This window comes from Blastopirellula retiformator (assembly GCF_007859755.1).
GTDB classification, from domain to species: Bacteria; Planctomycetota; Planctomycetia; order Pirellulales; family Pirellulaceae; genus Blastopirellula; species Blastopirellula retiformator.
In genome coordinates, this window is sequence record NZ_SJPF01000001.1 from 1,233,637 (window position 1) to 1,252,831 (window position 19,195).

The 19,195-nt window shown below is 60.4% G+C and carries 19 protein-coding genes; 7 read left to right on the plus strand and 12 right to left on the minus strand.

The window, feature by feature from the left end; all coding sequences use genetic code 11:
- Positions 1–33: 33 nt before the first annotated feature.
- Together Enr8_RS05145 and Enr8_RS05150 are read right to left on the minus strand one after the other, a co-directional pair.
- Positions 34–438, minus strand: coding sequence for a TM2 domain-containing protein (locus tag Enr8_RS05145; protein ID WP_146429514.1), 405 nt, complete (start codon positions 436–438; stop codon positions 34–36).
- An 81-nt stretch (positions 439–519) separates the two neighbouring features.
- Positions 520–732 carry a putative signal transducing protein gene (locus tag Enr8_RS05150; protein WP_186767441.1) on the minus strand — a complete coding sequence of 71 codons (213 nt, stop codon included), beginning with the start codon at positions 730–732 and terminating at the stop codon, positions 520–522.
- Between the two features lie 150 nt (positions 733–882).
- Here Enr8_RS05150 and Enr8_RS05155 point away from each other — a divergent pair, with 150 nt between their 5' ends.
- Positions 883–1,164, plus strand: coding sequence for a hypothetical protein (locus tag Enr8_RS05155; protein ID WP_146429516.1), 282 nt, complete (start codon positions 883–885; stop codon positions 1,162–1,164).
- A gap of 36 nt (positions 1,165–1,200) precedes the next feature.
- Positions 1,201–1,479 (plus strand): hypothetical protein, encoded by a 279-nt coding sequence (locus Enr8_RS05160; RefSeq protein WP_146429517.1) that lies wholly within the window; start codon positions 1,201–1,203, stop codon positions 1,477–1,479.
- Positions 1,480–1,488: 9 nt separating this feature from the next.
- On the opposite strand, the gene Enr8_RS05165 is transcribed toward Enr8_RS05160, so the two are convergent.
- The 3 genes from Enr8_RS05165 to Enr8_RS25730 are packed head-to-tail and all read right to left on the minus strand — an operon-like array spanning position 1,489 to position 3,205.
- Positions 1,489–2,091 (minus strand): DUF2500 family protein, encoded by a 603-nt coding sequence (locus tag Enr8_RS05165; RefSeq protein WP_146429518.1) that lies wholly within the window; start codon positions 2,089–2,091, stop codon positions 1,489–1,491.
- A gap of 5 nt (positions 2,092–2,096) precedes the next feature.
- The gene (locus Enr8_RS05170; RefSeq protein ID WP_146429519.1) at positions 2,097–2,480 is read right to left on the minus strand and encodes a hypothetical protein; all 384 of its coding nucleotides are present in this window, start codon (positions 2,478–2,480) and stop codon (positions 2,097–2,099) included.
- 20 nt (positions 2,481–2,500) lie between these two features.
- A complete protein-coding gene (locus Enr8_RS25730; RefSeq protein ID WP_222434796.1) occupies positions 2,501–3,205 on the minus strand; it encodes a DUF2500 family protein in 705 nt (234 codons plus the stop codon).
- Positions 3,206–3,382: 177 nt separating this feature from the next.
- Here Enr8_RS25730 and Enr8_RS05180 point away from each other — a divergent pair, with 177 nt between their 5' ends.
- On the plus strand, positions 3,383–4,609 hold the full coding sequence (locus tag Enr8_RS05180; protein ID WP_146429520.1) for a molybdopterin-binding domain-containing protein: 1,227 nt from the start codon (positions 3,383–3,385) through the stop codon (positions 4,607–4,609).
- A 350-nt stretch (positions 4,610–4,959) separates the two neighbouring features.
- Here Enr8_RS05180 and Enr8_RS05185 read toward each other — a convergent pair whose 3' ends face one another.
- The 3 genes from Enr8_RS05185 to Enr8_RS05195 form a co-directional block, all read right to left on the minus strand.
- Positions 4,960–6,171 (minus strand): class I SAM-dependent rRNA methyltransferase, encoded by a 1,212-nt coding sequence (locus tag Enr8_RS05185; RefSeq protein ID WP_146429521.1) that lies wholly within the window; start codon positions 6,169–6,171, stop codon positions 4,960–4,962.
- A gap of 18 nt (positions 6,172–6,189) precedes the next feature.
- A complete protein-coding gene (gene gltX, locus Enr8_RS05190) occupies positions 6,190–7,767 on the minus strand; it encodes a glutamate--tRNA ligase (protein WP_146429522.1) in 1,578 nt (525 codons plus the stop codon).
- Positions 7,768–7,942: 175 nt separating this feature from the next.
- Positions 7,943–9,541, minus strand: coding sequence for an amidophosphoribosyltransferase (locus tag Enr8_RS05195; protein ID WP_146429523.1), 1,599 nt, complete (start codon positions 9,539–9,541; stop codon positions 7,943–7,945).
- A 346-nt stretch (positions 9,542–9,887) separates the two neighbouring features.
- Between Enr8_RS05195 and Enr8_RS05200 the strand changes: the two genes are divergently transcribed.
- Both Enr8_RS05200 and Enr8_RS05205 read left to right on the plus strand, forming a co-directional pair.
- Positions 9,888–10,964, plus strand: coding sequence for a DUF1559 domain-containing protein (locus Enr8_RS05200; RefSeq protein WP_146429524.1), 1,077 nt, complete (start codon positions 9,888–9,890; stop codon positions 10,962–10,964).
- Positions 10,965–11,049: 85 nt separating this feature from the next.
- A complete protein-coding gene (locus Enr8_RS05205) occupies positions 11,050–11,505 on the plus strand; it encodes a carboxypeptidase-like regulatory domain-containing protein (RefSeq protein ID WP_146429525.1) in 456 nt (151 codons plus the stop codon).
- Positions 11,506–11,592: 87 nt separating this feature from the next.
- Here Enr8_RS05205 and Enr8_RS05210 read toward each other — a convergent pair whose 3' ends face one another.
- A complete protein-coding gene (locus Enr8_RS05210) occupies positions 11,593–12,369 on the minus strand; it encodes a response regulator (protein ID WP_186767442.1) in 777 nt (258 codons plus the stop codon).
- A 326-nt stretch (positions 12,370–12,695) separates the two neighbouring features.
- On the opposite strand from Enr8_RS05210, the gene Enr8_RS05215 reads away from it, so the two are divergent.
- Both Enr8_RS05215 and proB read left to right on the plus strand, forming a co-directional pair.
- The gene (locus tag Enr8_RS05215) at positions 12,696–14,201 is read left to right on the plus strand and encodes an ATP-binding response regulator (protein ID WP_146429527.1); all 1,506 of its coding nucleotides are present in this window, start codon (positions 12,696–12,698) and stop codon (positions 14,199–14,201) included.
- Between the two features lie 92 nt (positions 14,202–14,293).
- Positions 14,294–15,442 (plus strand): glutamate 5-kinase, encoded by a 1,149-nt coding sequence (proB, locus tag Enr8_RS05220; protein ID WP_146429528.1) that lies wholly within the window; start codon positions 14,294–14,296, stop codon positions 15,440–15,442.
- Positions 15,443–15,454: 12 nt separating this feature from the next.
- On the opposite strand, the gene Enr8_RS05225 is transcribed toward proB, so the two are convergent.
- The 3 genes from Enr8_RS05225 to Enr8_RS05235 all read right to left on the minus strand — a co-directional run bounded on the left by Enr8_RS05225 (position 15,455) and on the right by Enr8_RS05235 (position 19,120).
- On the minus strand, positions 15,455–15,658 hold the full coding sequence (locus Enr8_RS05225) for a hypothetical protein (protein WP_146429529.1): 204 nt from the start codon (positions 15,656–15,658) through the stop codon (positions 15,455–15,457).
- A 240-nt stretch (positions 15,659–15,898) separates the two neighbouring features.
- Entirely contained in the window at positions 15,899–17,035 is a 1,137-nt protein-coding gene (gene hpnH, locus Enr8_RS05230; RefSeq protein WP_146429530.1) for an adenosyl-hopene transferase HpnH, read from the minus strand.
- Positions 17,036–17,044: 9 nt separating this feature from the next.
- Positions 17,045–19,120, minus strand: coding sequence for a terpene cyclase/mutase family protein (locus Enr8_RS05235; protein WP_146429531.1), 2,076 nt, complete (start codon positions 19,118–19,120; stop codon positions 17,045–17,047).
- Positions 19,121–19,195: the final 75 nt, after the last annotated feature.

Consider the following 19,195-nt stretch of genomic DNA (forward strand, 5'->3'; position numbering starts at 1 on the left):
ACTCCAGGCGCAGGTGATACGCCTAGAGACGCATCACACAGGCGTGCGGTTCACTTCGTCGACCTGCGAGTTGAGGGTCCACAGGTCATACAGCCAGCCAACCAGGAAGAGGCCGCCGGTCAAAAACCAGATGATCGCGGTGATCCATTTGCCCATGTACAGGCGATGGGCGCCCAAGGTGCCGACCACCGGAATCACCAGCAGGATCCAAGCGACATTGTAATCGATGCGGCCTGCGGCATAGCGGCGATCGGCGGCCCGATCCATCGATGGGATCAGAAACAGGTCGACGATCCAGCCGATGAAAAAGAGCCCAAGCGTGAAAAACCAGATCGTCCCGGTGATCGGACGCCCGTAGTAAAACCGGTGCGCGCCGAAGAATCCGAAGATCCAGCAGATATAGCCAATGAGCAGCGAGTGGGTATTTCCTTGATTCATCCAATGTCCTCGTGCAAGATCAATGCAGTGCTTGGGGGGCTATTCGCCGTAGCGAACAAAATCTTGCGTCGGCAAGTCGTTTTAGGTCTCTTTGTGGGACTCGAGCAATTTTTTGGCGGCGTGAACGAAGTTCTCCGGGACCAGGACGCGAGCCTGGAAGACGCCGGTGAAGCCCCCTTGGTGGGCGTTTTCGATCGTGCAGGGGATATCTTCCTCGGCCAGCGCGATCTTGATGACTTCGGCCTGACTTTCGTCGTAGGTGGTCATCACTTCGGTCCAATTGACGTCGTTCATCGGATCTCTCGCAAACGGGGTGAATTTCGCGGACGGCTGTTTCATTATTGTATCCGATTCGCCCCGCGGAGAAGGGCGGAGTGGAAAGCGGGGAGATTCGGAAGTCGATAAATCCACGATTTCCGATCGTAACAATCAGAGGAGGAGTTGATGACGTTGATCCTGACGCTGATCGTGCTAAACATCCCCGTCTATTGGCTGATGGGGTGGATCATGTTCGATTCGACCCACAACGCGGCCGATTCGTTCTGGGAGACGACGATCTCAATCTTGAAGGCGGTCTTTATCCCCCGGATTATTCGCGTGATGATGGACGACGAGCCGACGACCGACGGCAGCATATTCAACACCCTCTTCTTTTTCTTCGGCTGCATCGCGGTGGTGGCGGGCGAATATTACCTGCTGATGAAATTCGTCTGGCCGGCTGAGTAAACCGCTAGCATCACGCAGCGAATGGAAGGGAAACGCATGAATCTGGTCATCGCGTTGGCGATTTTGAACCTGCCGGTCTATTGGATTTTCGGCTGGGCGCTGTTTGTGGATAGCCGGGAAGAGCCGATGTCGTTTTGGGGGATCACCTGGAAGATCTTCTGCGAAATGAACGGACCACCCAGCGATCCGTGGACCGACGCCCCGACCGAGACCGGGGGACAGTTGCTTACCAAAGTGTTGTTCTATACTGCGTGTGCGGCGATGGTTGGCGGGGAGTACTATCTGCTGACGACCTATGTGTGGCCGGCCCAGTAAAGCGGACGATTACATCGCCACGCGGCGAAATCCGGCCGCCACTTTGCTGCGGCGAATCAAAACGCCGGCGTCCTCTTCGGCCAGCTTGCCGAACAGCTCTTGCTCCCAGATCGGGAACTCGTCTCGCTCCCCATTTTCGTACTCGAACGTGGCGTAGTAGTGGGCGAGCGTGCCGTTCTTGCCGCGCATTTCGACCCGCTTGGCGGCGACGATCGCCGGAATGGCGATGGCGGAGGCCGTGGCGTAAGTGTAGGCGGTCGAACTCGATTTATAGAGGCCGAACAGCCCGATCAACAGCATGCCGAGCGGAAGGATCCACATCGCGCCAGCCAGGGTGGCGAACATGATCGTCACAAAACCGGCGCCGCAGCAGAAGATGACCAGGAACCCGGTCTGCATAAACATCGAAGCCGGAACCGGCGGCGTATCGAGCGACTGACCCAGCACTGCGTCTTGAAACTGAGGAGAGTCTTTGATACGGGCGAATATCTCGCTACGGGACGCGGCTGATGTCGAAGCGGGGGCCTCTACGTCGCGACGAACATACGTTCCACAGAACTCGCACTGGGTCGAGTCGAGAGAAACGTCGGCGCTGCAGCTATCGCATTTCATGATTGCTAGGTTAACTGAAGTGAGCCACGCAAGGAACGAGAAACCGGCACGCACTGAAAGTTCGTGGCAACCTGGCCGCGGCGGAATAGAACGCCGGCCTGATCATGGGCCAGACGCTGATAAAGGCTCGGATCCCAGACCGACAGTTCTTGGCGGCGACCATCTTCGAGTTCGACCGTGGCGAATTTCGCTGCCAGACGTTTGCGAAAGCGGCTCTGGGCTGTGCCTTGAAACTGGGGCGAATCTTTGATCGCGGCGAAGATGCGTTTTCGCCAATCGTCGATTCGCTTGGTCATCGTCGGGGGCGGCGTTGGCTCGACATAGGAGCCGCAGTATTCGCACTGCGACGATTGTGGCGAAACGTCCGCGCCGCAACTGAAGTATTTCATCGAAATCGACCTCCGTCGACTCAGAGCGTGACCAGATCAAAATCAGCCGCATAGTCGACGCGGGAAAACAACACCCCGGCGTCCTCCTCGGCGATGCGGCCATACATCGTGCCATACCAGAGGGCGAACTCGTGACGCGATCCATCTTCCAGTTCAAACGTGGCGTAGTAGTTGGTCTTCGCCGAACTATCCCCTATGCCTCCCCAGACATGCGTCCGCTTGGCGACGACGATCGCCGGCTGGACTTCGATCGACGCGTTCTCAAGCTCTTCCTGTTTTTTGAAGACGCCGGAGAAAACGTGCCCGCCCAATTTTTTCACGAGCAAACTCATGCCAACGCCGACGACCACCATGACCGCCAGCAAAAATAAGGCGAGTACGAAGGCGATTAGAAAGAACGATTGCGGGCTGCGGGCGCCGCCAGCGACAAAAAAGAAGATTACGAATAGCAGAAAGCCGACCGGCGCGATCACCGCCAACGCCAGCTTGCCTGCCACCAGGTACGAAAAGACCGTGAACAGCGCCTTAGGCGCAGCGCTCGGCGTCGGCAATTTCCCCAGCCGTTCTGGCGATTGACTTTCCCGGTACTGCGGCGAGGCTTTGATGCGCGCAAAGATGTCAGCGCGGCTAGGCGATTGCGGCGAGGGAGACTCGATCTGCCCCCCGCAGTAATGGCAAAACCGGGCATCCGCCGGTGCATGGGCTCCGCAGCTTTTACAGTTCACGGGAGGTCGTCTCGTGCTTGGTGATTGGGATTCTTCATGAAACCGCTAATGTATTCGCTTCGGATACGAAAATCTTGCCCCTGGCCGTGGAGATTTGTCGCGATTGCCCGGGACGTTTTTTTTCCGAATTTCGCTATAATATCTGGCTCTGACTTCCGGATGCAAAATGGATCGCCCGTGAATATGCCCACGACCTTGACCGACGTCGTTTGTTGCGGTTGCAGCTGTTTGTGCGATGACCTGCAGGTCGACGTTGACGGCGGCCGAGTGGCGAACGTGACGCCCAACTGCTTGCGCGGCCAACGCTATTTCTCGCTGTCGGAACAAGGCGCCCAGTGCCGAATCGATGGTGAAGAGGCGTCGCTCACGCAAGGAATCTCCGCCGCAACCGAACTGCTGGCCGCCGCCAAGGCGCCGCTGCTGTTGGGTTTGGGCGAGCTAACGATTGACGCGCAGCGGGCGGCGCTCGACTGGGCCGACAAGCTAGGCGCCTATGTCGACGCCGGCAATCCGGCCGAGCCTGACCCGAGCGGCATGGTGCTGCAATCGACCGGCCTGATCACCGCGACCTTGGGCGAAATCCGCGACCGGGCCGATGTCGTCTTGTACTGGAACGCTGATCCCCAGCTGACGCATCCCCGCTATCGGGAACGGTTCGCGCTGGGCGTGGCTGGCAAGTTCTTCGCGGGCTCGCGAACGTCGCTGGTGATCGACCAGACGGTGACGGCAACTTCGTTGCGGGCCGATTCGTATTTTGAGTCGCCGATCACCGACAATCTGGAAGTTGCCCAGACGCTGCTGGCGCTAGGGCGAGGAAAGTGCCAAAACCCGCCGCCGAAACTGCTGCGGATTCATCAGAAGTTAGCGGCCGCCAACTACGCCGCGATCGTCTGCGGGCCCGAGTTCTTTGGCGGCGACGATGGCGCGGCGGTCTTAGAGACGTTGGCCGATTACGTGCGCGAGTTAAACCAAACCAATCGCGCGATCGTGTCGCTGCTCAAGAGCGGCCCCAATTGGGTTGGCGCCGCCGAGACGATCGCCTGGCGAACCGGCTATCCCAGTCCCGTTCGGTTCGCCGCCGATGGTCCTGAATATGAGCCAACCAGCTTTCGCGCGGCGAAGTTGCTGGCCCGCGGGCAGGTTGATGCGGTGATTCGTTTTGATGGCGATTGGCTGAGAAAGGCGCCGCCGGAGATGCTTACCGCGCTGGCCAAATTGCCGACGATTGCGTTTGGCCACGATGATCTCGACCTGCCGGCGAAGGTCGCCTTTCGCGTCGCCAAGCCCGGCGTCGAATGCGGCGGCAGCATGCACCGGTTGGATGACGTCCCCTTACCGCTGACTGCGGTGCTGTCGACCGAGCGGCAATCGACCGAGACGATCATTCGCCAAATCATTGGCTGAATACTCTATCGTCGGTTAGCCCTGATAGCTCTCGCTATCGGGGCGGCGCAGCCGCAGGAGGCATCAAAGCGCAGCCGGCGGCAAATCGAGCAGCGCCTCTTCGAAATGGCCCGAAGCAGGCGTAGGTTGGGTACAGCGAAGCGCAACCCAACAATGCGTTTGCAAGCTTCCGTAAGAGGTGGGTTGCGCCAGCGAGTTGGCTCTTTCGAGCATGGTCGCGCTCTTGGCGCTGGCTCCAACCACCCTACGTGTTGGGTGTGGTGAGTGCCGGCGAAATCCTATGCTCGGGCGGATGCTTCCTGCCGACTTTGTCGGCCCAGATAGCGGGAGCTATCTGGGCTAACCTTTTGTTACTCGACGCGGCAGATGAAGCACTTCAGGTACTGCGTTTCGGGGCAGGTGACCAGCGTCGGGTGATCGATCGCGGCGGCCCGCTGTTCCAGGATCTGGATGTCGCGGCCTGACTTTTGGGCCACGCCGAGCAGCGTCATCTGGAAGTCTTCCCGCGAAACGTTGCCGGAGCAACTGCAGGTCACCAGAATACCGCCGGGGTTGAGCAGATTGACCCCTTGGCGATTGACGTGGAAGTACGCCTTCAGCGCTTCGTTGATGTTGCGGCGGGTCTTGGTGAACTTCGGCGGATCGAGGATTACCGCGTCGTACTTTTCGCCGGCGTCGACTTGCGCCTTGAGGTGATCGAACGCGTCGACTGATTCAAACCGGGCGTTGGTGACGCCGTTTCGCGCGGCGTTACGGCGAGCCAGTTCGATCGCCCGATCGCTGCCATCGATGCCGATCACTTCGCTGGCGCCGCCCAGCTTCGCTGCGGCCAGGCTAAACCCGCCGCTGTAGCAGAACATGTCGAGCACCCGGCGCCCCGAGAAGTACTTCGCGGCGGCAACGCGGTTTTCGCGCTGATCGAGATAGAAGCCAGTCTTTTGTCCGCCGCTGAGATCGAGTTCAAACTCAATCCCGTTTTCCGAGATGTAGATCGGGTCGGTGGGCACTTCCCCTTGCAGCACCGCCGCTTCGACCGTGATGCCTTCCGCCTTCTGGATGCCGGCTTCGCCGCGTACCGCGATGCTTTTCGGGGCGATCAGTTCGTTGAGCGCGGCAACGATCACGTCCAGACGTTTTTCCATCGCCAAGGCGTTGATCTGCAGCACCACATGACCGGCGAAATAGTCGACGATCAAACCGCTGAGCCCGTCCGCTTCGCTGTAGACAAGTCGGCAGCCGGCCGTTTCGTGGAACAGGCCCAGCTGACGACGGCAGTCGATCGCGGCGGCGAGCTTCCGTTTCCAGAAGTCGTCGGTCAGCGGTTGATCGGCGTCCCAGCTGTAAAGCCGCGCGTTGATGCGGCTTTGGCGATTGACGACGCCGTAAGCGACGAAGCGACCATGATCGCCGACCAACTGCACGATGTCGCCATTGGCGGCCGAATCGTCGATCTGGTCAAATGCCGAGTGGAGCGCCCACGGATGACGCCCGTACAGCGGCTGCGCCTTGCGCGGCTTGAGGGTCGCCGTGGGAATACCGTCGACCGGTTGTTGTTGCGCCATTGCGGTTGTGCTGCGACGTTACGTCGCGTTCCTTTCTGCGGCCAGGGCCAGCGTCCGATCAATGCGGGCCAGGCACGAATCTTTCCCGACGATGTCGAGACAGTCAAAGAGTCCAGGACCAACCCCTTGGCCGGTCGTGGCGATGCGGACGGCGTGAATGATCTCGCCGATCTTGATTTCCTCAGAAGCGACGAAGTCATGCATCGTCTTGTCGAGGGTCGGCACGTCCCACGTTTCGACCACCGCGAGGGTCGCGCGGAACTTGGTCAGCAGGGCGAGTGCCTCAGGCGAACCCAAGCGTTTGTTGAACGCCTTTTCGTCGTACTTCATTTCTTCGTCGGCGACGAAGAAGTAATCGGCATACGCGATGATGTCGCCCATCACCTTCAGGCGATCGCCGCAGGCCTCGATGATGCGGGTCAGCTTGGGGCCGACTTCGCACGGCGCCGGATCGGCGACTAGGCCCGCCTTCTGCAGGTAAGGCAAGCAGGCGGCGGTCTTCTGCTTCAGCGGCAGTTTCTGCATGTAGCGATCTTGGAACGCCCACAGCTTTTTGCAGTCGAAGCTGGCTGGCGCTTTGGTGACGCGCTCGAGCGAGAAGTTGGCGATCATCTCTTCGATCGACAGGTCTTCGGTCTTGTCGTCCAGCGACCAGCCAAGCAGCACCAAGTAGTTGAGGATCGCCGCCGGTAGGTAACCGGTCAGCTCGTAGAAGTCGACGATCACCGGGTTAAACGTTTCGGCCGACGTGGTTAGGCCGATCTGATCGGCGATCACTTGCCCATGTTCGTTCAGCCGCTTGAAGTCGGCGTTCTTCAGGTACTTCTCAAGCTTTCGCTTGCTTAGCTTGTTCTTGCTGCCGGGCTCGGCGACGTAAGGCAAGTGCGCGTATTGCGGAATATCGAAACCAAGCGACTGCCCGATGAAGATCTGCCGCGGGGTGTTCGACAGGTGTTCTTCGGCCCGGATCACGTGCGTGATCTTCAGGTCGTAGTCGTCGACGACGCTCGCCAGGTGGTACAAGCAGGTGCCGTCGGCCCGCTGGATGACGAGGTCGTTTTCTTTGCTCCACTGGAACTCAACGTCGCCGCGGACGCTGTCGGTGAAGGCGCAGACCCCTTCGCGCGGCATCTTCAGCCGGACGACGTGACTGCGGCCTTCCGCTTCCCACTTGGCGCGTTCCTCGGCGGTTTCGGCCATGTACTTGCGGCTGTATTGGAACGGTCGCTTTTCGGCGTCGGCCGCTTTCCGCTCGGCGTCCAGCTCTTCCGGCGTCGCATAGTCATAGTAGGCGTGACCGCTGTCGAGCAGCTGCTGGGCCGCTTGCTGATAACGCTCGAGCCGCTCGGATTGGTAGTACGGTTCGTACGGGCCGCCCACTTCGGGCCCTTCGTCCCAGTCCATGCCAAGCCAGCGAAAGCCGTGCAGAATGGGGGCCAGCGCTTCTTCGACGTTCCGCTGTTGGTCGGTATCGTCGATGCGCAAGATGAATTGCCCGCCGTGACGTTTGGCGTACAACCAATTGAACAGCGCGGTGCGAACCCCGCCGATGTGGAGATATCCGGTCGGGCTGGGAGCGAAGCGTGTGCGAACCATGGCGATCTGCTAGTGCGGACAGGAAGTCAAATCGAACCAACCAGCTTAAAGCGCCGGGCGGTCGCTCGCAAAGGGGCTAGCAGTTCGGAGAAGCGTTCAAGGGGAGCAGGAATATTGGCGCCATGCTCTCGCGAAGACGCGATAAGAGCATGACGCCAAGTGAGAAACAAATCCCTCAGGTCGCCGTCACCGCGGGGTCGCGGCGTTCGTAGGTTCGGCCTTCGCTGCCGCTCAGGCTGGCGTCGAGGGCGACCTGGTAGAGCTGTTCGCCGGCTGCCGTTGGGTACTCGCCGCTGATGCAGGCCTGGCAAAGTTGGCCGCCTGGCAAGTTGACCGCGCGGGCAATCGCCGGCCGCGGCAGGAACCGGACCGAGTCGGCGCCGAGCGCGAGCGCCATTTCGGCCTGGGCTTCTTCGGTCAGCTGGCCGTCCGGCAGAAACTTCGGCGCGAATAGTTCGCCAATCGTCGACATGTCGATGCCGTAAAAGCACGGAGCGATGATCGGCGGGCAGGCGACGCGGACGTGAATCTCTTTGACGCCCCCTCGTTCGCGCAGTCGATCGAGCAGCACCCGCATGGTGGTGGAACGCACGATCGAGTCTTCGACCAAGAAGACCCGCTTGCCTTCCAACACTTCGCGGAGCGGGGTGTATTTGACTTCGGCGGCGCGGCGGCGTTGTTTGCCGGTCTCGATAAACGTGCGGCCCGAGTAGCGGTTGCGGATCAAACCTTCGCGGGACGGGATGCCCAGCTCAAACGCCATCGAGTCGGCGGCCGCTTTGCTGGTATCGGGGACCGGCACGACCAGCGTGTCTTCGTCGATCGTCACGCGGCCATCTTCCCGTTCCATCCGGGCCAACTCGACGCCCAGATTGGTGCGGGTCACATAGACGCTTCGTTCGTCCAGCGTACTGGCGACGTTGGCGAAGTAGATCCACTCGAAGAAGCAGTGCGCTTTGCGCGGCGACTCGGCGAATTTCTGAATCTCGAACTCGCCATTGGTAATCGTGATCGCGTGGCCGGGCTCCAGCGACTTGATGCTTTCGGGCTCAAAACCGAGGTTCAGCAGGGCGACGCTTTCGCTGGCCGCGGCGAACAGCGGGCCTTCGATCGCATAGCAGAGCGGCTTGATGCCGAGCGGATCGCGGGCGATCAGCATGTCCCCTTCGGCGTTCAGCATCACCAAGCTGTACGCGCCGTCAAAACGTTGGCTCGCGTTTCGTAGCGCCTCGATCAGCGGCACCTTGCGATCGCCGTTCATCTCACGGCTCAGCTCGTGCATGATGATTTCGGTATCGGTCTCGCGGGCCAGGTGATGATCGTTGTCGGCCAGCAGGCGATCACGCAATTCTTTGTAATTGGCCAGCTGCCCATTGAAGGCGAAGCTGAACCATTTGTGCTTGAGCAAATGATGCCGCTCAAACGGTTGGGCGTAACTGCGATCGTCTTCGCCGCAGGTGGCGTACCGGACATGGCCAATCGCGGCGCACCCGGCGTATTCCTTCATGAGCGCTTCGCTCTTGCCGCGATGCGACAGACGGAAGACTTCTCGCACCGTGCCGATGTCGCGGTGGGTGTCGATCAGCTGATTGCGACCCGGCATGTACGAAGTCATGCCGGCGGCCAGCTGTCCCCGGTTTTGGATGTCGAGCAACATCCGAGGCAGCAGCCGCGAAATGTGCGCGGGGCCTTGATCGGGACAGAGCGGGCTCGGCTCGTCGCTGGGAAGGTGATAGACGGCGGCGATCCCGCACTCGTGATAAAGCTCGCTCATGAACGACTCGCGGTGAAAACCCTTGCCGGATCAAGACTTACGTTGCCGCTAGCAACGCTATCTACCCAGGAAATTCTACGGAAAGAGGCGGGTTCTTCATTCTAGGATTGCCGCTGCAAAGACTCAACCGTCCTAAGACGCGGATTTCCGCTTGTTAGCGAAGTAATTCGCCCCTCTGGTGGCGTGCGTCGCCAGTCTGGAATTGCCATCTTCCGGAAATTATAATGAATGCCATTGATCTTGCGCTTTAACTCGCAATAATCGTGGCCTCCTTGCCATAGCGTCACGGCGATCCTGCACAAAATTTTTATCCCTCCTATTTTGTTTGATTCGGAAAGCCCGACCCATGAAACGTTCCGCATTTACGCTGGTCGAGCTGTTGGTGGTAATCGCCATCATCGGCGTTTTGATTGCGCTGCTCTTGCCGGCAGTGCAGCAAGCCCGCGAAGCCGCGCGGCGGATGCAGTGCAGCAACAAGCTGAAGCAGATTGGTTTGGCGCTGCACAACTATCACGACACCTTTGGCGCCTTGCCGGCCCGCCAAGGTGGTACCAGCGGTCCGGCCGACCCCGACTATCTGCAGCACAATGCAAGTCGGCTCAGCGGTTGGATTGGTACGCTGCCGTTTCTGGAATATGGAAATCTGTACGATCAGATCAAATCGCCCCAGACGTTCGGCGGCATCGACTTCAACCCCTACGGCGGCGGTCCGTGGAAGACGGAGTATCACCTGTGGCGAACGAAGATCGAGGCGCTGCGCTGCCCGTCGGATGGCGCTGTTAGCGAAGCGTCCGGCAGCGGTTTCTGCAACTACGCCTTTTCGATGGGAGACGCTCCTCGCCGATCGCATCACGCCATGTCCAATGGCATGTTCGGTGCACTTAGCTGGTTTAAGTTTGGCGACGTGACCGATGGCCTGAGCAACACGCTGGCGATCGCCGAGCGGACCGTCGGCGTCGATTCGACCAAGATTATTGGCGGCGGCATCGTCTTGGCGGCCGATGCCTGGTCGGGCTCGGTGACCGACAGCAACGCGCACTTGGTCACCCCCGCCGTCTGTGCGGCGAAGGCGGGCGCCGGCAAGCGGTATCTGACTGGTCTGGATACGCGTACCTGGCCGGGACGCCGCTGGGCGGATGGCGCTAATCCGTACGCCGGCTCGATCACCACGATCCTGGCGCCCAACTCGCCGTCGTGCAGTTCCGACTTTGGCTGGGATGGCTCGGCCGCGATTCTTTCCGCCAACAGTTTTCATCCCGGCGGCGCCAACGGCCTGCTCGGCGACGGATCGGTACACTTCTATACCGAAACGATCGACACCGGCAATCTTTCGGTCTCGCCGACCAATGGCGGTCCTTCGCCGTATGGCGTCTGGGGCGCGATAGGCACCAAGAGCGGCGGCGAAGCGAACGCCTCGCTGTAAATGATTCCTTCCTCTCCCCACTGCGGCGTCCGTGGCGACGCCGCAGTCCTGCCTGCCTGCCATCCATTCCTAAGGACCATTCCTCATGCGATATGCAATTTTCGCTGCGGCGCTGGTTGCGCTCGTGATAACCGGTTGTAGTAACGACTTGATGCCCGGGGCTGTTGAAGCGAAGGGAGTCGTCTTGCTCGACGGGGCTCCGCTTGAAGGCGCGACGGTCATTTTTTCTCCGGTCGGCGACGGACGTTCGGCCAACGGCCGGACCGATGAAGCGGGCGCTTTCTCGCTGGGAACGATCGCGCCAGCCGATGGCGTCTTGCCGGGCGAGTATCAGGTCGCCATCATCAAATCGCTCGTCGACGAGTCGCGTGCGACCGAAGATCCGATGGCGATCCAAGAGAGAACCGGTCAGTTTCCCCCTTCGCCGCCAAACATCAATATCGTCCCGCGCAAGTTCGCCAATCCCGAGAGGTCGGGGCTGACGGCCAGCGTTTCGGACGAAGGGACGACCGAATTGAAGTTTGAGATCGAGACGAAGTAACGTAGCGACGCGATTACGACAACGCACAAAAAAGCCCCGGCAATTGCTCGGGGCTTTTTTCGTGGAAAGTCAATTGTGGAACGCGTCTTACCAACCGGCGATCGCCGGTTGGGCGCGTTGGCTGACCGCTTCGACGATTTCGGCTGGGTCGAGCGGTTTGCGGAACCAGGCGTCGAAGCGATCTTCGGACTGGTCGCCATCGTCGGCAAAATGCTGCGGATCGCTGCCGGTCACGGCGAAGACTTTCAGTTTGCCCATGCGGGGATCGTTGCGGAGCACGCGCAGCGTAGCCGGGCCGTCGAACCGCGGCATGCTGAGGTCCATCAGCACGTAGTCGGGCAAGTCGTTCAGCGCCAGGTATTCGAGCGCCGCCTGGCCATCTTTGGCGACCGAGACGTGAAAGCCGTACATCCGCAACAGCCCGGCCAGCAGTTCGCGCTCGTTGTCGTCATCTTCGACCACCAGCAGGTTGCGCGACTTCTCTCCCTCTTTCTCGCGGCGGGTCGCTGTGCGATCTTGGCCGACGGCGGCGTCCAGCTCTTTCAGTTCCGCCAGCAGGCGTTTGAGCGTATCGACCGCTTCTTCGGTCATGCCGGCGTCGATCTGCCGGCTGCAGAGGTGCAGGCCAAGGTTGAGCGTGTTCAGGCGATTGCGAAACTGATGAGTGCCGATCAGGCTAGGCGCCTGGCGTTTCATGGCTTCCAGTTCGGCGTCACTGCAGGCGTCGGGACGCATGATCGACACTTCTTTGGGAGCGTCGACGCCGATCTTCACCATTTTGCCCCGCACTTGGAGCAACTCGACGGTGATGTTGAGATTGGGGAAAACGATCTTCTCTTTTGCGCGGCGAGAAAGCACGAGCATTGTAGGTCTCCATACCAGGGCCGCAATCGCGGCAAATAACATCCTTATGGGGCTCGCTCAACGTAGAGGCGATCACCCCGCGACAACTCGGCTCATTCCTTAAGCCGGAGTGCGGATCAATCCTGGCGCGGCTATCCATTGCGCACGCATCATTGCGAGCTTTCAATGTAGAGGCAGTTACGGTTTTCCGGCAATAGGAAAAATGTTCGCATTTCTTTCGTCGCCGACGCTTGGCGGAATGGTCGCTCTGGTATGATAAATTCCAATGCCGCTCTAGCATTCGCTACGGCGTTCTTCTCCGCAGAAAAGCCAAATGGAGTGCTAGCATGCGAAACGGCTGGAACGAGCAATTTCGCGGTTTCATGTTCGCCATCGCGGCCACCGCGGCCGCACTGTGGGTGAGGACGTTGCTTCACCCCATCTTGGAAGATCGGCTCCCCTTTGGCGTCTTCTATCTCTCGGTCATCATCAGCGCCTGGCTCGGCGGAACGGCGTCGGCCGTTGTGGCGATGGTGCTGGGAATGGTGGCTGCGGCGCACTTTATCATTCCGCCGCAATCGAGTCTGTTGATCGCCGAGCCGGCCGACTGGGTTTCGCTGTTGATCTACGCGATCGTCGGCGCGGTGACGATCGTCACTTTCGAGAAAACCCGCTGCGAGCAACGGGAAGCCGAACAGCGCTCTTGCGAAAATCAAGAGCTGACCGAAACGCTGAAACGTTCCGATCTGCAGAAAGACGAATACCTGGCGCTGCTGGCCCACGAGCTGCGCAATCCGCTCGCTCCGATTGCGACCAGCGTCGACCTGATGGCCCGCTGTCGTGATGATGGGCGGCGGTTTGACGCGCTGCGCCGGGCGGTGCTGCGTCAACTGTCGCAGTTGGTGCGGATCGTCGACGACCTGCTGGATGTCTCGCGCTATCTGCAGGGGAAGATGCGGCTGTTGCGGGATCCGTTTGACCTGCGCGAAGCGGTTGGCGCCGCCGTCGAAATGGTGCAGCCGCAAATCGACGAACGTCAGCACGACGTCCGGCTGCTGATTCCGGATGTGGCGATCGGCGTTAGTGGCGATCGCGTGCGGCTGGTTCAGGTCGTCTCGAACCTGCTGAGCAACTCGGCCAAGTACACGCCCCGCGGCGGACGAATCTGCATCGATCTGCGGGCCGAAAACGGCGAGGCGGTCCTTTCCGTCTCGGACAACGGCATCGGCATCGCCGACGATGACCGGCGGCGGATTTTTGAAGCGTTCGCCCAGGTCGATTCTTCGCATACCCGCGATCATGGCGGATTGGGGCTAGGGTTGGCTTTGGTGAAGCAATTGTGCGAACTGCATGAGGGCACGGTCGACGTCATCAGTCGTGGGCCAGGAAAGGGGAGCCGCTTTGAAATTCGGTTGCCGCTGGTCGAGTTGCCCACGCCGAGCGTGCGCGTCGTCGAAAAACAGGAGTCGATCGATCTAGAGTCGACGTCGGTGCTGATCGTCGATGACAATCGGGACGCGGCTGAAACGCTTTCGATGTTGCTAACCTTTGAAGGGATGAACGCGACGGTCGCCTACGATGGACCGATGGCGCTCGATCTGCTGCGGAAACAGAAGCCGGCGTTTATCTTGCTCGATATCGGGCTGCCGGGGATGGACGGGTACGAGGTGGCGCGGCGAATTCGGGCCGATCATGGTCAGGATGGGGTGAAGATTATCGCGCTAACTGGTTGGGGCGGTCCCGAAGATCGGCGCCGCACCAAGGAGGCGGGATTCGACGATCATGTCGTCAAACCGGTCGATCCCGCCAATCTGGTCTCGTTATTGCGGGGCGCGCAGCCGCAATCGGCGTAACTCATTTGCTGGCGTCCCCTTGTCGCCAATGCGGCGGGCATCGATAACTACGGTTTGTCGATTCCCGCTGTTTCAAGCCTTTCTTTCCACCTATGACCGATCTTTTGCGCCAGGAAATCGCCGCGACCGCCGACTTGATCGTCGTAAAAGTGGGAACCCGCGTTCTCACCGCTCCCGACGGAACGCTCAATCGCCCCCGCATCGCTCAATTTGCCGAAGAAATGAGCCGGCTGCTGGACGCCGGGCGCAAGATGGTGATGGTATCTAGCGGGGCGGTCGGCGCCGGGATGGATCGGTTGAAGCTGAAACAGCGGCCGACTGATCTGGCCCAATTGCAGGCGGTCGCCGCCGTCGGTCAAGCTCGCCTGATTGAAGCGTACGATCAAACGCTGGCGGTCCATGGTCGGCATGGGGCCCAGGTCTTGCTGACCGCCGAGGACCTGGATCATCGGGTTCGCTATCTGAACATTCGCAACACGCTGGTCTCGCTGCTCGAGTTTGGGGTGCTGCCGATCATCAACGAAAACGACACCGTCGCCGTCGACGAGTTGATGACCACGTTTGGCGATAACGATCGCCTGGCGGCCCGCGTCACCAATCTATTGCGTGCTCCGCTGTTGGTCATTTTGTCGGACGTCGCCGGCTTCTACGATCGCTCGCCCGACGATCCCGACGCGCAGGTGATTCCGGTCGTGCAGAAGTTTGACGATCACCTGATGTCGTTCGTCCGCGACAAAAAGACCGGCCTCTCGAAAGGAGGCATGGCCAGCAAGTTGGAAGCGGCCCGCCTGGTGACGACCGCCGGCGAGAACGTGATTATCGCCTCAGGGCGCGATCCGCAGGCCCTCACGAAGATCGTCAATGGCGAGCAGATCGGCACGCTGTTTCTGCCGCAGGGGAAAACGGTCTCGCCGCGGAAACGCTGGATCGGCTTTTCGGTCGAACCGCGGGGACGGCTCATCGTCGACGACGGCGCCAAGCGAGCGCTCGAAGCGTCGGGACGCAGTCTGCTGGCGATCGGCGTGGTAGGCGTCGAAGGAGACTTCGAGAAAGGGGACGTCGTCCGCATTTGCGGCAGCGACGGAACCGAAATTGCTCGCGGGCTAACGAATTACTCGGCGCCGGAAGTGGCCCGCATTCGGGGCATTCAAAGTGATCGGATTAGCGAGATCCTGGGGCATTGCCCGTATGTCGAATTGATCCACCGCGACAACCTCACGCTGAGTCGCGCGGCGAATTAGTTCGTCGATCGGCTACGGCTTCATCTCGATGTCGAACGGGTTGACCCCTTCTTCGACGTTGATTGTCAGGCCGCTCTTCCGCGGGTCGCGGTATTTGACCGGGATGTCTTTGGCGACCACCCGCACGACCATCTGGGACGGATCTTCCGGCGGCGGATTCTCGGGAGGCAGAATTGTCACGGTATAAGCGCCGGTTCGCACCGGCGTTTGCGTCACCTATTTTCCTTCGGCGTCGAGCGATTCAGAGATCCCGCTGCCAAGTTCGCCGCAGCAAAAGGTGATGTCGCCGCTGGTGACCGGCTTGCCGTTGAAGGTGACCCGGCCTTCGATCGTGCCGGCATTGCGAGACGAGTTGGCAACCGCGCTTCATTGTCACGATTGTGCATAGAATTGCAGCAATTAAATAAAATTACTGCGTGCCGGATGCGCAACAGGCGTTGGCCCGCCAACCGCCGCTCAGTCTTGGATCAGCGGCAGCGGAATGTCATCAGGCCGCAGCGTTGGCGACGGTTTGGCGCTGGGGCCATCCTGTCGGAGCTTGCCGCCAGCAGCCGGAGAGGCGAGCGGCAGTTTGCTCTCTTTTGGCGGGCCGAGCAGGGTCAGTTTGACCGTATTCCAGAAGCCGCTCAGCGAGCCGAACGTGGCGTCGACGGCGCTTGGTTCGTAGCCGCTATGGACCATGCAGTCGGCGCACTTGGGGTTGCCGCTGGCGCAGCCGTAGTTTTCCCACGCGACCGACGACATCAGTTCGTCAAACGACTCGCAATACCCTTCGTCCATCAGGTAGCACGGTTTCTGCCAGCCGAACAAGTTGTAGGTAGGATTACCCCACGGCGTGCACTCCAGCTGGTAGTTCCCCTTGAGGAACTCGAGGAAGAGGGGGCTTTGGTTGAACCGCCAGTTGCGAGCGTGATCAAGCAGTTGCCGGAACAGCGTCTTCGTTTCGTTTCGCGCCAGAAAGTGATCTTGGTCCGGCGCCTTCTCATAACGATAGCCGGGCGAGATCATCATTCCTTCGACGCCCAATTGCATCATGTCGTCAAAGAAGTCGCGGATCCGCTCGGGCTGGACGCCGTCGTAGATCGTGGTGTTGGTCGTCACGCGGAAGCCGCGAGCCACCGCCGCTTTGATCGCTTGAGCGGCGATGTCGTAGGTTCCTTCGCGGCAGACGGCGGCGTCATGCTCTTCGCGGGGGCCGTCCATGTGGACCGAGAATGACAGGTACTTGCTGGGCGTGAAGCTGGGGAGCGCCTTTTCCAGCTTCAGGGCGTTGGTGCAGAGGTAGATGTACTTCTTGCGGGCGACCAGGCCTTCGACAATCTCGTTGATCTGCGGGTGCAGCAGCGGTTCGCCGCCAGGGATCGAGACGATCGGGGCGCCGCATTCTTCGACCGCCTGAAAGCATTGCTCCGGCGTCAGATGGCGACGAAGCGTTTCGACCGGATGTTGGATCTTGCCGCAGCCGGCGCAGGCCAAGTTGCAGCGAAACAGCGGTTCCAACATCAAGACCAGCGGATAACGCTTTTGCCCAGACAGGCGCTTCTTCAGCACATAGCTGGCGACAGTCCACATTTGCGAGACGGGTACGCCCATTATCAGTTCCTAACTTCGCGCCGTCGCGCGGTTCCATTCGGCCAGAGCCAAGAGGGGAAAGTAAATCGGGTAGTAGTGATATTTCAGATAGAAGACGCGGGGGAAACCGGTTCCGGTGAACTCGACTTCGTCCCAGGCGCCATCCGGCCGCTGCGTATCGATCAGGTAGCGGACGCCGTTTGCGACTTGCGGCAACTTCTCACCGCCCGCAGCGATCAAGCCCAACAGCGCCCAGGCCGTTTGCGAAGCGGTCGGAGAGCCTTGGCCGCGCAGCGATGGGTCTTCGTACGTTTCGCACGACTCGCCCCAGCCGCCGCACGCTTGTTGATGAGCGAGCAGCCAGAGCTTGCCTTGTTCGATCGCCGGATCGTCGGCGGGTACGCCGACGGCTCGCAGGCCGACCAAACACTGCCAGGCGCCATAGATATAGTTAACGCCCCAGCGACCAAACCACGAGCCGTCGGAGAGCTGATTGGCGCGGATGTAGGCGACCGCCTTGCGGACGACGTCGCCGACCTTGCCAGGCGAGTTGATCGTGACGCCTAGCCGGCCGAACGACTCGATCACGCGGGCCGACAGATCGGGCGTGCTTGGATCGATCATCGCGTTGTGATCGGCGAACGGCACGTGACAGAGGAACTCGGCGTCGTTGTTCTTATCGAACGCCCCCCAACCGCCGTCATGGTTTTGCATCGCGGTCATCCACGCGACGGCGCGGCGAGTCGCCGCAGCCGCCTGTTCCATCATCGCAGCGGATGAACCAGCGAGCCGCTCGGCAATGCCGCGTCCGCCAACAACGACGCTGGTGTTGGCCAGCGTGTCGCCTGGATGCAGCTCGAGCGAAATATCGGCGGCCGCCAATTGGTCGACCAGCGCCATGATTCCCATCGACGTATCGTCGTTATCGGGATAGAAAGCGTTTTCGTATTCGAAGAACCAGCCGCCTGGTTCGCAGGCGACGTTGTTGCTCCAGTCGCCGGCGACGCGAACTTCTTTCGACAGCAGCCACTCGACGCCTCGGCAGGTCGGTTCCTGCGAAAGTCCTGAGCCAGCGGCGGCCAAAGCTCGCAGCGAGATCGACGTGTCCCAGACCGGCGACTTGCAAGGTTGCAAGCGAGTCTCGGCGCCGTCGTCAATCGCCAGCCGCTTTAGATGATCGAGGAAGTACTGGACCTCCGCGCTTTGTTTATCGTAGCCGAGCGTCAGCAGCGCGATCACGCCCCAGACGATCGGCGGAAAAATCGCGCCGGGACCGTCGCTCTTTTCGCAGCGGTCGAGCAGCCACTTTTCAGCCTTTTGCAGCGCGCGTTTGCGAAGCGGGCGGAGTTTGTATTTTTCGAGCAGCTTCAGTCCGCTGTCCGCGGTGCGGAAAAAGTGATCCCAACTGAACAAGCCCTGCGGTTTGTCGAGACCAGGGCAGCGAAGCTCGGGCCAGTCTTCCGGCTTGTTAACGAACAGCTCGTGGATCGAAACGTCGGCGGCGATCTCACGCGTTGGGCGATGGGCCCAGACGATCGCCAGCGGTACGAAGATTGTTCGCGACCAGGAGCTGATCCGATAAATGTTGATCGGCGACCAGTTGGGCAGCAGGACCATCTCGGGCGGAACGGCCGGGCAGAGTTCAAACGGGATCTGACCGAGCAGCGCTAGATAGAACCGGGTGAAGCTGTTGACCTTGTCGGCGCCGCCGGCTTCGAGGATCGCGTTGTGGGCGCGAATCATGTACTCGGCGGTCGGATCATGCCCGGTCAGCTTGAGGGCGAAATAGGCTTTGACGCTCGAGCCAACATCGATCGGCGCGCCTGGGAATTGCGTCCAGGCGCCGCTCGGCTCTTGTTGTTTCAGCAGTTGGGCGGCGCACCGCTGGGCGATTTCAGAACGTTCTTCTCGGAGCCAGGCGAGCAGCAAGATGTACTCGCTCTGCAGGATCGAGTCCCCTTCGAGTTCGGCGCACCAATGGCCGTCGGCATGTTGATGGGCGAGCAGCCAGTCGCGAGTAGCGGCGATCGAGGAGCCCGCTAATGCGCGCAGGTCGAGAAAGTGCTGCGAGATGCGATTGCTCGAGGTGGGGGAGGCGCCTTCCATGCATTCCTTCCTTGCGTCGACGAAAACGAAGGCTAGACGCGATCCTACGCGTTCTAACGAATCATCAAGGTAGGC

Coding starts and splice junctions, on each gene's coding strand:
- Enr8_RS05145 (WP_146429514.1), bottom strand. CDS start 438: ATGAATCAAGGAAATACCCACTCGCTGCTCATTGGCTATATCTGCTGG.
- Enr8_RS05150 (WP_186767441.1), bottom strand. CDS start 732: ATGAACGACGTCAATTGGACCGAAGTGATGACCACCTACGACGAAAGT.
- Enr8_RS05155 (WP_146429516.1), top strand. CDS start 883: ATGACGTTGATCCTGACGCTGATCGTGCTAAACATCCCCGTCTATTGG.
- Enr8_RS05160 (WP_146429517.1), top strand. CDS start 1,201: ATGAATCTGGTCATCGCGTTGGCGATTTTGAACCTGCCGGTCTATTGG.
- Enr8_RS05165 (WP_146429518.1), bottom strand. CDS start 2,091: ATGAAATGCGATAGCTGCAGCGCCGACGTTTCTCTCGACTCGACCCAG.
- Enr8_RS05170 (WP_146429519.1), bottom strand. CDS start 2,480: ATGAAATACTTCAGTTGCGGCGCGGACGTTTCGCCACAATCGTCGCAG.
- Enr8_RS05185 (WP_146429521.1), bottom strand. CDS start 6,171: ATGGCGCAACAACAACCGGTCGACGGTATTCCCACGGCGACCCTCAAG.
- gltX (WP_146429522.1), bottom strand. CDS start 7,767: ATGGTTCGCACACGCTTCGCTCCCAGCCCGACCGGATATCTCCACATC.
- Enr8_RS05195 (WP_146429523.1), bottom strand. CDS start 9,541: ATGAGCGAGCTTTATCACGAGTGCGGGATCGCCGCCGTCTATCACCTT.
- Enr8_RS05200 (WP_146429524.1), top strand. CDS start 9,888: ATGAAACGTTCCGCATTTACGCTGGTCGAGCTGTTGGTGGTAATCGCC.
- Enr8_RS05205 (WP_146429525.1), top strand. CDS start 11,050: ATGCGATATGCAATTTTCGCTGCGGCGCTGGTTGCGCTCGTGATAACC.
- Enr8_RS05210 (WP_186767442.1), bottom strand. CDS start 12,369: ATGCTCGTGCTTTCTCGCCGCGCAAAAGAGAAGATCGTTTTCCCCAAT.
- Enr8_RS05215 (WP_146429527.1), top strand. CDS start 12,696: ATGCGAAACGGCTGGAACGAGCAATTTCGCGGTTTCATGTTCGCCATC.
- proB (WP_146429528.1), top strand. CDS start 14,294: ATGACCGATCTTTTGCGCCAGGAAATCGCCGCGACCGCCGACTTGATC.
- hpnH (WP_146429530.1), bottom strand. CDS start 17,035: ATGGGCGTACCCGTCTCGCAAATGTGGACTGTCGCCAGCTATGTGCTG.
- Enr8_RS05235 (WP_146429531.1), bottom strand. CDS start 19,120: ATGGAAGGCGCCTCCCCCACCTCGAGCAATCGCATCTCGCAGCACTTT.